Consider the following 15,248-nt stretch of genomic DNA (forward strand, 5'->3'; position numbering starts at 1 on the left):
TTTTTATTACAATAAAATACTATCACATTATTTTATCGTATTCAACATTTTTTGCATTCATTTCTATATCATTTTTGAAAGTCTTTTTATTTGTATCAAACAGGTAGCCTGCGTCGTCAACCATAGCGTACAGCTTTCCTCCGCTGATATAATAATTATGCTTGTTACCTTTTAACACTGTCTTTTTTCCAGTATCTGTATCATAAACATTTAGCTGACTTGTAAACATATCCGTCATACCCATTGGCTGAATACCTGATTCGTAAACCAGATAGTTTTTAAAATAAGTAATATGAGTAGCGTCAGTACTTAAATAAGTACTTTTTTCCTTGCTGCCTACATAGGTTAGATCTGTTGCCCACTGCTATTGAGCACCTTTACTAATATTGTAAAGCAGTAATATACTTTTGTTCATATTTAGTACATCTCAATATCTGTAAATTATTCAGATTGTATTTTTTCGTATCATTTTGTATTAATTAAAAGGCAAACGCCCACTACACATGCACAAAATTCAGATGCGGTCAGCGACCAAATTACACCATCCAATCCAAATATTATGTTTCCTGCAATAATGATAGGAATTAGTGCAATTCCTCTTGCTACGGACATAATATTGGACTTCACACCTTTACCAAAAGCTTGAAATATACTTGTGATAAACCCCGATAGTCCGGCGAACAAAGTAGATAGGAGTAGTGCTGTTAAAATTTCTTTACCTACACGAATTACATTAGTATCAGAGCTGAACAAACTAAGTAGTTGTGTCCGAAATGCAAACAAGATAGCCGCAATTCCCAAAACAATGCAAACAAGATAGGTTACTGTTGTTTTAATCAATTTACTCAAACGTTCGGTATCTGCTGCCGCATAAGAAAATGCTATCAAAGGCACCACCCCCATATACAGACCCATACCAATCATATCGGAAATCTGACACATTCGGTTGGCTACACCAAAAGCAGCAACCACATAATCACCATACATCATCGAGTAGTTATTAAACAAAAGACTCGATACAATTAAAAAACATGAAAGTAGAAATGCAGATACACCAATCTTGAAAATGTTGCCAAGTATATCTTTTGTAGGTTTAAAATCCTGTAGTGACACACTCTGAACAGGACTTTTTGAGTTCATATACCAAACATAGTATACAACCGCACAAATATTGCCAATCACAGTTGCGATAGCCGCACCCATCACACCCATGCCAAGTGTAAAAATTAAAATTGGGTCAAGTATGATATTAACAACCACGCTAATAACCATTCCAATCATAGATTCCTTTGCCGCACCTTCACCCCGAATAGTTTGACCTAAAGTAAAATTTGCTATCAAGAACGGTGCACCAATCAAAAAAGGCAGAATATAATCCATTGTTGGAGCAAATGCGTCACCGGTCGCACCTAAGACATTTAAAACTGACGTTAAAAACGGAATACAAATTATAGAAAATACAACACCTGCCAACAACGACAAATAAAAATTGACAGAGGATGCAATTTTTACGCCAATCATATTTTTTTCGCCTAGTAGACGTGAAATGTAGGTACTTCCACCGGTGCCAAACAGTTCTCCAAGTGCCATGAGAATAGTAACAAACGGTAGCGCGAGTGTTACAGCGGCCAATGCAGACGTATTATTCAACAGACCTATGAAATAGGCGTCTGTGATATTATAAATCATATTGGCGACCATACCCATAATCATTGGTACTGCCATGTGCATAATCGCTTTAGGTACGGGTGCTTTCTCAAAATAATACATTTCATTATTCTCTTCATTGTTCATAATAACATCTCCTTTTAATTAGTAGAATTCTACCTAATTTTGCAAAAGAAAGCGCTTTTAAGCGCGATTACTAGCACCTACGTTTTCATATGCTTTTACCAGTAATTCCAAAAATGCTTTCTTCTGTTCATCCGTAAATCCCTGCAACAGTTTACGTTCGGTTTCCGCAAAGATGTTTTCAGTTTCATCTATCAACTGCATGGACTTTGCCGTAATTTCAATCTTCATTGTACGCCCGTCCTCATCACCCTGCTGCCGGATAATAAATCCGTTTTTCTCAAGTCCATTCAGAAGGCTTGTGATTGACGGGCCACTTAGTCCCATAGTCTCACTTAATGCCTTGCGGCTTATTTCGCTTTTGTTTTTTATACTATCATGAATGTCTCCAAGAAGCCGGGCTTGTTGATTTGTTATTCCGTAATCGGCTAGGCTTTGGTCGTTGGAATAGCGCATACCGAATGCAATAGCCCGAATGTAGTAGCCGTAACCCTCCATTCTATTCACCTCCAAAATTAGGTTGAGTTCTACTTAACAATATATAGGTAGAGTTCTACTTTGTCAAGACCTACACAGATATTTTCCTACAATGTTGATTGAAATGGAGTTCCCTTCGACCTAAGTCAACCCCTGAGCCTTAATGGTTCGCTATTTGTATTTCAGACTTTAAGTATCCTTATATAGGTATAGGTTACCCCTTTTACAACAATCGGGTAGCTGTATGATATATATCCGTCGCAGATCTTGATATCACAGGATTTTGTAAATCTCTTAGTATCAGGTAATGTTATGGCTTTCAAGATTATTCCGTCATATAAAAAGCCTTTTGTATACCCGGGCAATATTGCACAAATAGGTTCATTCGGTAAACTATATCGGTTAACTGCTCCGTTATTTTTATCTACAAAACTGACATCTGCCCCCAATTTAACCATATATATTCCATTTCCTATATATTTTTTCACTTTGGTCTGAACAGTGAAAGTCTTTTTATTTGTATCAAACAGGTAGCATGCATCGTCTACCATAGCGTACAGCTTTCCTCCGCTGATATAATAATTATGCACGTTACCTTTTAACACTGTCTTTTTTCCAGTGTCTGTATCATAAACATTTAGCTGACTTGTAAACATATCCGTCATGCCCATTGGCTGAATACCTGATTCGTAAACCAGATAGTTTTTAAAATAAGTAATATGAGTAGCGTCAGTACTTAAATAAGTACTTTTTTCCTTGCTGTCTACATAGGTTAGATCTGTTGCCCACTGCTGCTGAGCACCTTTACTAATATTGTAAAGCAGTGATATACTTTTGTTATCCGGGCCGAACATCATGCTCTGAAATGGCTTTGACATACCAAAGCTCTTGAATTTACCTGATTTGAGGTCTATAACTACATAACTTGCGGGTGAATTGATAATATAAATTGCATTTCCTGATGTATTAAAGCCATATTGCTTATAAGAGGGTATATATTCGCTTATATTATCATCAATCTTCTGGTACGAACATACCTTTATCAGACTTTCATCAGGTTTCTGCCAATATACTGAATCATCCTTTATATAAAGAAACCCGTATTTTTCAGACTTAAGTATATACTCCCCTGCACCGTCTATATTTTGATATTCGGAAAGAGACAGGGTTTTAGGATTGAAAATATAATTCTTCCCCCCTATTTCACAGCTCGATTCCACCAGATTATCTGAAAAATAATCATGTATATTTTTAACATTAGTCTGAGAAAACTTCCTGTCGAAATCATAAATTGCATCTCCAAACATAAAAACAGAATTATTATAAACATGGCCTATACTTGACTCCCAGCCAATTTTAGTTGCAAGCACCTGCTTTTTCCCGGTTTTGACGTCGTAAACAATCCTGTCATATACTTCTTTACCGCCATTATCCACTCCACTAGGAGTATGCACAATAAAATAGTTTTCACCAAGTACGGGGAGTCCTGCGCATTTGTCAATGGCTACATTACATTTCTGCTTCATAGTTGCGGCATCAAAATATCTTATAAACATCCCACCGGTATAATTATTCCCAACATATATAAGTGAATTATTAATTTTTACCAGATCGTTAACAGAATCCTGCCCTTTGCTTATCTCAAAGGTAGCACTGCTGCCAGCGGCACTCACATATGTAGGAACAGTGCACAAAAAGGTAAAACAAATTATAATAATTTTTAAAGCTATTTTTTTCATATAATCCCCTTATTTTAACCCATAAATCATTTCTATTGAACATTTTAGCATAATACACAGCATTATCCAATTACGTAAGTATTACGATTGTATATTTTTTAAGCTATGTCATAGCAGATACGCTGATTGCTAAATTATGAGAGTGTTGTCATATAGCCTCTTGGTGAGGGTTAATACAGAGAAAAAGCCCTGACAGAGTGGAAGCTTTGCCAGGGCTTTCATAATAAATGAAATACTTACTTTAATATATTTACAATATCGAACTTAACTCCTTTAATCTTGTTAGCCTTTAATAATTTGTAAACCTTTTTGCTTACAATTATATAAGGCCTACCACTAAACCCTGCCCCGAAATATTCATAAGTATAGTTTACATCTTTTGCATTTTTTAAATTTTCCATATTATAGTATGGAAGTGAATGTAAAAACAATCCGCTCTTTTTGCAGCACTCACAAAATTTTTCTTTAAAGAATACTGACTTTTCATTAAGGGGAGGTAACGTATTACTTGACTTTAACTGATACAGTAGAGGCTCACTTTTTATTTTTCCATTTTTCTTATGATGAACATTTCCAAATTCAACACCTGTAATTCCATTTTCAATAAATAAACGATAAATCTTATCACTTATAACCCAAACCAGATCATACGTAACAGAAATTTCTTTTTTACCCATTTTGGATTTGTCTATATACAAATCTGAAATTTGGGTTCTTCCTGACCCGCAACAGGAACATTTATTATCATAGCTGTATTCGGTATCATATTCATCAGAAAATTCACTACAATATGAATTAACATTCAGTACAAAGTATTCTGCTCTTTCTAAATCTGACTTTGTGTATTCCATTTCAAAACTTCTAAAAAATAAATCTATATTTCTATTTTTACATTCATTTATCAGTCTCAAATATTCTGGTGTGTCTGTATATATGTTTTCAATAATACCTAATTCAGGACTTAAACTATCAGGAAAAATAGTAATCATAACATCTTTTATATCACTTTCATTTCCTTTCAAATAAAACTTTTCTTTTCTTCTCATATTCTAAAATACCACCTTTACTTATTTTACTATTTACTTTGAAGTTCAATTGCTCTGTTAATTATCTTAATTATCTCAGGAAAATCTTTATAAATTTTTAATGCTGTATTATAAACATCCATCATATTAGTAGGAGTTGTTCCATAAGGAATAGCTGTTCTCCATGCATTTGTAAATAATTGATGCTGTTGCGGAGTAACTGCCATTGAATACATTATATCGGTATTTTTAATTCCTAATAATGGTGCAAATCTTTTTTCTATAATATGATGTGCTTGTAAACCAGTGTTTTTTAAAAGTATAGTCATATCCTTATAAGCTTCAAGCCCCCAGCTTTTGATGTTATCTTTAATTTTGCTACAAGCAGCAGTAATTAACGTTATTCTTTCTGCAAGTGTTGGCTTAGGAGGTTTTGGGGGCTTTGGTGATATTTCATTTTTATGTTGCTCCGCCCATTTTTTTATTTCTGCCTGTTCATATTTAGTAGTAGCTGTACTAGTTGGTTTAAACAATACCCAAGTAGCTACTCCTAAGGGAGTAACTCTTTTTAATACTGTATATCCAGTGACACCGGCTTCAATAATAAATTCTCCAGCAGCAATTCCTGCCTCCACATACTTACCTAACGTGCTTGCAATTTGGCTGGCTGTTAACCAATGTCCGCTAGGATCCATATACCTTACTGGGTCATTCTGGCAGTAAGTATAGAGATTTAGGCTCAATGGGTCAGCATCTTTCCCCCAATATGAATCCTCTGAAATAAATCTCCCAATTGTCGGATCATAGTATCTGGCCCGTAGATAATACAGTCCTGTTTCCTTATCAAAGTACTCACCACAGTACTTGAACGGATTCTCTATTCCTTCTGTCTGACTCTTTGTATTTCCCCACTCATCATATGTATAATTATTTACAATATTTCCATTTTGGTCAACCATCTGCACTACATTTCCGTGTGCATCAAACAGGTAGTAGTACATCTGTCCGTTCTTTTTCATACATATGAGGTTGATTCCACGGACATATTCGGTTTTGTCCGCACCTGTAATGTCTGCCGCTACATCTGTTCCGTCCAGTACATGGGTTGTAGTGATACCGTCTACCGTCTTGCTTTGCCTTATTCCGTCAGCATCGTACTGATATGTCGCTTTTGTGAGCCTGTTAAGTCCGTCGTACTCATAGCCCATGTCTTCCATGTTTTCGTATAGCGGTCCGCTTGTGGTGACAGATGAACGGTTGTTTCTGTCATCATAGGTATATGCTCTTTGTACGTTTCCGGGTTCTGCTGTTGTTTTAAGCCTGCCAGGTCCGTCATATTCATAAGCCGTTTCACCTTGCGGGTCTGTTTTTGTGGCTTCGTTTGCATCCAGATAGTAGGTGTAGCTGAATTGGGATAGTGCAGTTCCATCAGCATTTTTGTTTACTAATGTTTTTATTCTGTTTCCAAGATTGTAAGTGTAGTCTACGGTTACGTTGTTTCCGTATGTAATTGAACTGCGGTTTCCATTTTGGTCATATGTGTATTGTGCTACCTGCTGTCCATCTTCCTTTACATTTCGGAGTCTGCCCATATTGTCATATTCATATGCTGAGTCGTTTATTGTTTCGGTTCCCTGCTGTGATACCAAGGTTGACCTTGTACCATTGTCATTGTAGGTGTACTGTTTTGTGATTGATCCGGGTACGGTTTCTTTTAAAAGATTTCCTTTACCGTCGTATTCAAGTGTTGTTGTTTCACCATTTGTTGTTTTTGTGACCTTACGGTTTATGTCGTCGTAAGTTTTGCTTACAGTGTAAAAGACGTTCAATCCATACTTTTGATAAGCGATTACCCACTCTCTCACTGTTCAGTAATTTCTTTTTTAATTAATATACTGTAGTTTCACCTATAAATTTTTAAAATACTGCTTTGTCAAACTTTTATCTATAGGCCATTGGCTCCCTCTATGGTTTTATTGTATAAGGGTTCACTATGTAGACAAGCCTTACTGAGATTAGACATCTCCTATTGCGTGTATTTCCCATTTTACATTCATTTTATCTTTCCAACCCTTTTTACTATAGGTATGACAATTAGAAAGAATATAAATTAGGTTATTATTCGCTAATACAGAAGAAACAATAGTTCCGTTTAACTCAAAATCCCAAAGTTTTTGACCGTCTTTCGTAAACGCCTCAACCCACGATACATATTGGGGATACCTTTGCATAAAACTTTCTTGATAAATTTTATTACAGCTTCCAACAATAGGTGGAACATTTGCAGCACCTTTTACAACCGTCCTCCATCTTTCTTTTCCAGCAATATTAAGTGAAGCGATTTCAAAATCAGTTAAATTCAAGTAAAGATTAGCCATATTATCAACTGCAGGTGTAGATGCTACATAGCCTTCGCCAGGCATATAATCCCATAAAACCTCTCCATTTTTATTTAGCGCAAATAATTTACTAGATAAGCAAGCATATATTGTACCGTCATCTTTCAAATACATAGGATATTCTCCTAATCCTTGTCCTAGCTTTTTCTCCCATATAGTTTCACCTTTTTTATTTAATGCACATAAAGTATGATGAACATTCAATCCAATTAGAATTAATCCTTCTTTTGTTATTATAGGTTCATACCAGTTAACAGAATTGAATTTCCGTTGCCAATTTAAACTACCCTCTAGACTAATGCTAAATAATGTCCCCATATCACTATAAGTATATATATATACATTCCCATCAGAATCTAAAACTGGTTTTGAGTATGCTTCTTCATCGATATCAAATTCCCACTTTACATTACCATCAGGTAATATCGAAAACAATTTATGTCCTTTTGATTTTATTGCACCTGTTGTGGTTATATATATACATCCATTTTTCCCAATAACAGGCGATTTTAATTGCCTGTTATTTCGAAACAGTTCCTCTATCTCTCCATTGGTTTTTATTTTCATAAGTCTACCAAAATGTGGCTCTAGAATGTTATTATCACAGTCTGAAACTATTATATTTCTATCTCTATCAACAACAAACGAGCCATGAACTATACTTTCATTTACAAAAGCATTGTCAACACTTACTTTCCATAGTAATTGAGGATTGTTAGGTATAGTATATTTTGACTGCCTTGTCCAGTTGACATCTACAGGGTGTATAGCATTTTCATCATATCCGCCACTCTCATAACCGCCAAGTCCATCATTATTATCAAACAGAAATTCGTCTTGCAACACAGTTCATCATCTCCTATTTTTGCATTATTAAAATCCTAAAATTGCCTGAGCAGCTTTTGCTGCAGCAAGTGCGCTTGCAGCATCATCTGCTATTCCAGCTCCACCTGTAAGTATGTCCTCTGCAATAGTCGCTCCTGTAATAGCACCTGCTGCTAACATTGCTAATACAGCTCTTTTAGTATATGCCTTTTTAACTTCTGATGAAGTTACCCCAACTCTTTTACCATCATCGTTATATTTATAAAAAGAGTAACTTGCCAATCCATTATTGTCAAAGACTATGCGCATATTATAATTTCCTATAACGGCTATATCTTCAATTGGACTCATTGTAAATCCCGCTCTTAAGTTACCATCCTTCATATATTTTGCCAACTGTGCCGAACCATCTGTCCCAGCTGGTTTTACTTCCCATACTAAATTACCTGCCACAATATCAGCTTCATATTTTTTTGCTCCACCCCACCAATTTTTTTCAGTTTTTGATGTAATTGAATACTCTAAAGTGGAACAATACCCCATCTCATGTAACTTCTTTGCAACATTAAGTTGCGCTATTTCATGAAAAGCAGTCCATACACCAAACCCATTTGCCACCAAAGTAAAAGTGGATGCTAATCTATCATCAAATGTTCCTTTATTGTATAAACCACTTGCAGCCCTTAAAGCATATACAGGCATATTTCCACTAGGGTCTGTATTCATTACTGGGTCATTATAACAATAAGTATAGAGATTTAGGCTCAATGGGTCAGCATCTTTCCCCCAATATGAATCCTCTGAAATAAATCTCCCAATTGTCGGATCATAGTATCTGGCCCGTAGATAATACAGTCCTGTTTCCTTATCAAAGTACTCACCACAGTACTTGAACGGATTCTCTATTCCTTCTGTCTGACTCTTTGTATTTCCCCACTCATCATATGTATAATTATTTACAATATTTCCATTTTGGTCAACCATCTGCACTACATTTCCGTGTGCATCAAACAGGTAGTAGTACATCTGTCCGTTCTTTTTCATACATATGAGGTTGATTCCACGAACATATTCGGTTTTGTCCGCACCTGTAATGTCTGCCGCTACATCTGTTCCGTCCAGTACATGGGTTGTGGTTAGACCGTCTACCGTCTTGCTTTGCCTTATTCCGTCAGCATCGTACTGATATGTCGCTGTATGTGAGCCTGTTGCTTTTGTGAGCATGTTAAGTCCGTCGTACTCATAGCTCATGTTTTCCATGTTTTCGTATAGCGGTCCGCTTGTGGTGACAGATGAACGGTTGTTTCTGTCATCATAGGTATATGCTCTTTGTACGTTTCCGGGTTCTGCTGTTGTTTTGAGCCTGCCAAGTCCGTCGTATTCATAAGCCGTTTCACCTTGCGGGTCTGTTTTTGTGGCTTCGTTTGCATCCAGATAGTAGGTGTAGCTGAATTGGGATAATGCAGTTCCATCAGCATTTTTGTTTACTAATGTTTTTATTCTGTTTCCAAGATTGTAAGTGTAGTCTACGGTTACGTTGTTTCCGTATGTAATTGAACTGCGGTTTCCATTTTGGTCATATGTGTATTGTGCTACCTGCTGTCCATCTTCCTTTACATTTCGGAGTCTGCCCATATTGTCATATTCATATGCTGAGTCGTTTATTGTTTCGGTTCCCTGCTGTGATACGAAGGTTGACCTTGTACCATTGTCATTGTAGGTGTACTGTTTTGTGATTGATCCGGGTACGGTTTCTTTTAAAAGATTTCCTTTACCGTCATATTCAAGTGTCGTTGTTTCACCGTTTCTTGTTTTTGTGACCTTACGGTTTATGTCGTCGTAGCTGTAGGTGGTTGACACATTTCCTTTTCCGTCTGCTGTTGTTACGGTTTCTGTCATTGGCCTGTTTAGATTGTCATAGGTCATAGCAATGCTGTTGCCGTTTCTGTCCGTCCTGTGTGCAAGATTTCCGTTAAGGTCATAGCTGTCGTAAAGGTCTTCCTTGCCTGTGGAGTCAGTTACCTTGCTGAGTCTGTTATTAGTGTCATAATCATATTTGGTTACTGTGTATGTGCTGTCTCCACCGGGTACTACACTGTCAAGTCCGTTTATTGTCAGAGGGCTTGTCAGTCCCTGATACATTCTTAGCTTGTTTCCGTCTGCATCGTAGTAGTACTGGAATATGTTTTCTACTGCTCCGTTGTTGTAGGAGGTTACCTTGATGAGTTTGTTCGTCTTGTCGTATTCATAGCGGGTTTCTTTTACCTTTTCAGGCTCTCCGGGCTTGTTTGACGTTACTGTGGTTTTTGTGACATTCCCGTTTTTGTCGTAGTAGGTTTTGCTTACAGTGTAATGGGTTACTTCGTTTATTTCTTCAAATGGTGTTTTTACTATGTCATATTTATCTGATCCTTCAATTTGATTATATATATACTCTGTTTTATTTCCCTTTGGGTCCGTTGCACTTTTTATTTCCCCATCTTTGTAGTATTCGTTTGTTATCTTTGTTCCATCACCGTTAAGCTGCTCTATTTGCCTTCCGGCATAATCGTAGGTATATGTAATTGTTATTGCTTTGGTACTGTTTTCATAAGTTTTTTGGATTTTTTGTGTTTTACCTCCTGAAAGTATATTGTAGGTGTATTCTTCAAGAAGTTTTTTTGCTGCTCCTGCCTTGTCTGTATAGTATACCTTTGATAACCTGTTCATTATGTCATATTCATATTCGAATATTGCACCGTTTGGTTTTGTTTCCTTTTTCAGATTACCGTACTGGTCATAATCATCGTATGTTGTTGTATTGTTTTCCGCATCTGTTTCAGTCCTGACCTTGCCGGAAGAATAGTACGTATACCTTACACCGTGATTTCCTCTGTAAGTATGTGTTGATAGATTATCCAGAGATTCATCGTATTGCTTTGGCAATACCTCCTGGGTCTTCCTTCCCATTGCATCATAGGTGGTTCTTGTTGTTTCTGTTCCATTGCATACGGTTTTCTCCAGTCTGCCATTATGATCATAGTTATAATCGATCCTAAAACCTTTTGGGGTTATTGCAGATTTGATTAACCCAGTGCTGTAATATTCCGACTTTGAAACATTACCCTCTGCATCGGTAGCTGTGCTTACATTTCCATTTGCATCATACGTATAGTCAGTTGAATTGCCGTTTGGATCTTTTTTTGTTTTTAATAGTCCCTTTATGGTGTACCCTTTCTCAGCCCTTTCTTCTTCTGAGTAGTATACATACTGTGTTATTGCAAATTTTGATGTATCGCTTTGACCTTCTATATATATATCCGTACCATTCAAGGGAACAGCAGTTTTCAAAAGATTTATGCCATCAGCATCATATACATAGAATGTATACTTCCCTTCTGCATCTTTTTCGCTTAATATATTATTCTTTGAATCGTATGTGTATTCTTCGCAGCCACCGTCGGGGTTTATTGTTTTTATGATGTTACCTCTTTTGTCTCTTTCATACTGATACACATTTCCCGAGCGGTCTGTAACCTTCTTTTCTTCCCCGTAATAGTTTACCTGTTTTGTGGTAGTATAGTTTCCCTGATATACATAAAGGTTAGGTTCCTCCAGATAAGCAAAAACTTCAGCCATTTCAGTATTTGGGTTATATGTTGCACTGTGCCAGGTTGTGTATCCGCAAATAGTATAAATATTACCATTGCTTACTGCTGCTCTGAAAGAGTTAAAATATGCCTGTCGCACATCAACATTATAATCAATACCTATACTGGAGGACATCAGTTCCCAGCATTTTTTGTTTATATCATACTTATATGCTGTCTGGTATCTTCCGTTCACAGAGTATATTGTATTATTCGCTACCACCATCTCCCCAACAGGAACATTTGTATCGAAAATACTCCATTGATCATTTACAGGATCATATAATTCAAGATTTCCGTTCTTATCACGTACATATAGCTTGCCTCCCAATACTACTGATATTCTGCCATAATCTAAGGCATTACAAGGAGCTAATGTACTGCTGACCTCTGTCCACCGGGTTCCATCAAATTTCTCAACAAGATTACTTGCATTATATGCATTATCAACCTGTCCTCCTATTGCATACAGATCATTATCTAAAGCAGCAAGCTCATGTCCGTATCTTATGTGAGGCATATCCGGCATTTTTGTCCAAACATTATTAGCCGGATTAAATTTATACATACTTTTCAAGCCAACTTCGTAATTATCTAAAGTATACTTCTGTATAGACTTTCCCCCGGCAACATATATTTCTCCATTTTTTACAGTAGCAGAAGCCTGACTGTATCCATTCGGAAAATACGAGGGCAAATTGAAATTTGACCATGTTTGTGTAGAAGAATCAAAGCTACTTGCAGATGCTAATGAAAGAGGATAGATCGAACATGAATATGAATATGGTGATGAGTAATACAACCATTCTGTATTATAATACTGCCCACCAAAGTAATAAATTTTACCATTATATTCAGCTATTGCTGCATTTGACCTGGAAAGAGCCCAAGGTTTATAATTTCTAGGATAATGACCATCTGTTAAGTTCCATGAAAAAGGATTTGATGTGCTATACTCTACTTTTGTCTCTTTCCCTTCGGGATCTACCGAACTCGTAATAAACTGATAATCATCGTATTTTTTGGTTACAACCCTGTTATTGGAATCAGTTATCGTTGTTGTCTTATTTGACGTATTATACCTGTATGTATATGTATTCGACTTTTGTGGAGTAATATACTTGGTATTCTGATACACTATGCCTTTATTACCTGTGGTGCCACTATTATAGGTAATTGTCTCTATGGTATTTCCTGAGTAATCTTTTACAGAACTCAGCAGTCCGTTACTATCGTAAGTGTATGTGTATATTGTATTATTCATAGGATCAATTACACTTTTCAGTCTGTAATTCTCGTAACTATATGTAACAACCCTGTTATTGCTTGTATCCATAATATGATCCACATATCCTATTGAATTGTAGCTAATTTCAAATTTACGGCCTTGTTGATCTGTAACACTTTTTATTTTACCGGCACCAAACTCTATTGTTATTGCATTTTTGTTTTCGTCCTCTATTTTACATAAATACCCATTTGAGTTGAAATAATATACATGTTGATCCTTTGTGGTTAATTTGTAGGCACCATTTTCAACTGTTAAAATAGAACCTTTAGAGCCATTTGATATATCTGACACATAGGTGTTTGGTCCGTATGATACAAAGTTTTCCCTTACTCCCCCAGGGAGCATTACATTTACCCTCCCAAAATAAGTATCATCATTTGTTATATTTCCACTGTATGAAAAAGTCCAGCCCGCACCAAAATAAGAATAGTTTCCAACTTCCATAGAATTGTATGTCCTTGTCACCGCAATCCCATCTATTGGTGATTCCAGTGACATATCAACATATGAACGTGAGAAGTTTCCTGAAGCGGCACTTACACCGTCTTCTCCGTAATGAAGCTGCTCTACCAGTAGTTTAGATACCCCCGCGGTGAGCATTTCCAATTCCTGATCATCATATATTTTCTTATTACTATCTTCCACCGGCAGTTCCGCTCCGTTACTGTATATCTTTATGTTGTCAAAAGCTTCTGAGACATTTGCTAATTTTATATTTGTGTCCGTAACACTTTTTTCAGCATTGGCCTTTATCGTTAATGCTATATCGTTTGGCATCAGACTTTGCCTGTAGCTTTCAAGGAGAGCTGCCATTCCTGTAACTTGTGGTGCTGCCGATGATGTCCCACTGTAGTAATCATACCCATTGTTAGCGGCTATACTTAGTATTTTCACTCCCGGTGCAGCTACATCAACACTTTCATTATAGTTTGAAAAACTTGCAAGCCCCCCCTTATTATCTACTGCTGCCACCGATAATACGTTCGGCAGTTCAAAGGCAGCCGGATAAATAGGCTCCGCGCTTCCGTTATTTCCTGCGGCACACACGAAAAGGATACCCGTACTCTTCATTTCATCTGATAATGCGGGGTTATAATTACTTGCTCCAAAGCTGCAATTGATTATCCTTACACCCATTTTTTTAGCATATTCTATGGCCTCAATTACAGAAGAAGTACGTCCTTTTCCATCCTCAGAGAATTTAAGAGGCAGTATTTTTACATTTGGAGCAATTCCCTTTATTCCACCGTTTCCTTCCTTTGCTCCTATAATTCCAGCTATATGTGTTCCATGATTTTCATCTGATGTGTTGTCATTTACACTATTATCATCGTTAACGAAATCCCATCCGTTTACATCGTCTATGTACCCGTTATTATCATCATCTATTCCGTTTCCCGGAATCTCCAGTGGGTTTGTAAATATGTTATCTTTTATTTCAGGGTTGTTTATATCTATTGCTGTGTCAATAACACCTATGACTACATCTTCAGAACCCTTTGTTTTCGACCAAGCTTCTTTAACATTTATATCAACTCCGTCTGTGCCTTCTTGCCCCAATATATCCTGGCCATCATTTTCAAGCGCCCATTGAAGACTATATTTTTCGTCTTCCTGTTGTTCCCCTAATAATCCGAGTTCAAAATCTGTCTGTACATACTCAACATTCGGATCTTTGACTAATTCCTCTTTGACTTTTGTGATATCTGCATTTGAGTCTACTTCTATCACATCCATTCTTGATCTTTTAAACTGCTTTCTAATTTCTACCTTACTTAGCTTAATTTTCTTCTTTATGCTACTTTTTAATGTCTGTGCACTCTGATTATCCTTATACTTTATGAGTAACCTTTGATCTTTTTTAGATAGACTACTTGTACTCTTTCCATTCGTTGACGGTGATTCAACGCTTTTTTTACCTACTGATAGAACTCCTTGACTTTTACTATCCTGCTTTATCAATTGATTTTTATTCAAAGCAGCCTGCACTGATAAAATACCCATAAAAAGCACAGCTACTGATATTATTGTTAACAATATAGCCCTAATCTTTGGCATTTCTTTACCCCCAG

8 protein-coding genes are annotated in these 15,248 nt (G+C 36.6%); all 8 read right to left on the minus strand.

Annotated features, from left to right (window positions below; genetic code table 11):
- Positions 1 to 22: 22 nt before the first annotated feature.
- Complete coding sequence (locus P0092_RS18110) at positions 23 to 244, minus strand: hypothetical protein (RefSeq protein WP_004622205.1); 222 nt, start codon at positions 242 to 244, stop codon at positions 23 to 25.
- Positions 245 to 465: 221 nt separating this feature from the next.
- Positions 466 to 1,794: an MATE family efflux transporter gene (locus tag P0092_RS18115; protein ID WP_004622203.1), complete on the minus strand. Its 1,329-nt coding sequence runs from the start codon at positions 1,792 to 1,794 to the stop codon at positions 466 to 468.
- 57 nt (positions 1,795 to 1,851) lie between these two features.
- Positions 1,852 to 2,289: a MarR family winged helix-turn-helix transcriptional regulator gene (locus P0092_RS18120; RefSeq protein WP_004622201.1), complete on the minus strand. Its 438-nt coding sequence runs from the start codon at positions 2,287 to 2,289 to the stop codon at positions 1,852 to 1,854.
- Positions 2,290 to 2,450: 161 nt separating this feature from the next.
- Positions 2,451 to 4,007, minus strand: a complete 1,557-nt coding sequence (locus P0092_RS18125) for a hypothetical protein (RefSeq protein ID WP_004622200.1) — start codon at positions 4,005 to 4,007, stop codon at positions 2,451 to 2,453.
- Positions 4,008 to 4,243: 236 nt separating this feature from the next.
- Positions 4,244 to 5,053 (minus strand): hypothetical protein, encoded by an 810-nt coding sequence (locus P0092_RS18130; protein WP_004622198.1) that lies wholly within the window; start codon positions 5,051 to 5,053, stop codon positions 4,244 to 4,246.
- Positions 5,054 to 5,082: 29 nt separating this feature from the next.
- Positions 5,083 to 6,861, minus strand: coding sequence for an RHS repeat domain-containing protein (locus P0092_RS18135; protein ID WP_276186986.1), 1,779 nt, complete (start codon positions 6,859 to 6,861; stop codon positions 5,083 to 5,085).
- 186 nt (positions 6,862 to 7,047) lie between these two features.
- Positions 7,048 to 8,277: an outer membrane protein assembly factor BamB family protein gene (locus P0092_RS18140; protein WP_004622193.1), complete on the minus strand. Its 1,230-nt coding sequence runs from the start codon at positions 8,275 to 8,277 to the stop codon at positions 7,048 to 7,050.
- A gap of 27 nt (positions 8,278 to 8,304) precedes the next feature.
- Positions 8,305 to 15,234, minus strand: a complete 6,930-nt coding sequence (locus P0092_RS18145; RefSeq protein ID WP_004622191.1) for a S8 family serine peptidase — start codon at positions 15,232 to 15,234, stop codon at positions 8,305 to 8,307.
- Between the last annotated feature and the right edge of the window lie 14 nt (positions 15,235 to 15,248).

Origin of the sequence: Ruminiclostridium papyrosolvens DSM 2782 (assembly GCF_029318685.1) — a bacterium.
GTDB classification, from domain to species: domain Bacteria; phylum Bacillota; class Clostridia; order Acetivibrionales; family DSM-1351; genus Ruminiclostridium; species Ruminiclostridium papyrosolvens.

Coding starts and splice junctions, on each gene's coding strand:
- P0092_RS18110 (WP_004622205.1), bottom strand. CDS start 244: ATGGGTATGACGGATATGTTTACAAGTCAGCTAAATGTTTATGATACA.
- P0092_RS18115 (WP_004622203.1), bottom strand. CDS start 1,794: ATGAACAATGAAGAGAATAATGAAATGTATTATTTTGAGAAAGCACCC.
- P0092_RS18120 (WP_004622201.1), bottom strand. CDS start 2,289: ATGGAGGGTTACGGCTACTACATTCGGGCTATTGCATTCGGTATGCGC.
- P0092_RS18125 (WP_004622200.1), bottom strand. CDS start 4,007: ATGAAAAAAATAGCTTTAAAAATTATTATAATTTGTTTTACCTTTTTG.
- P0092_RS18130 (WP_004622198.1), bottom strand. CDS start 5,053: ATGAGAAGAAAAGAAAAGTTTTATTTGAAAGGAAATGAAAGTGATATA.
- P0092_RS18145 (WP_004622191.1), bottom strand. CDS start 15,234: ATGCCAAAGATTAGGGCTATATTGTTAACAATAATATCAGTAGCTGTG.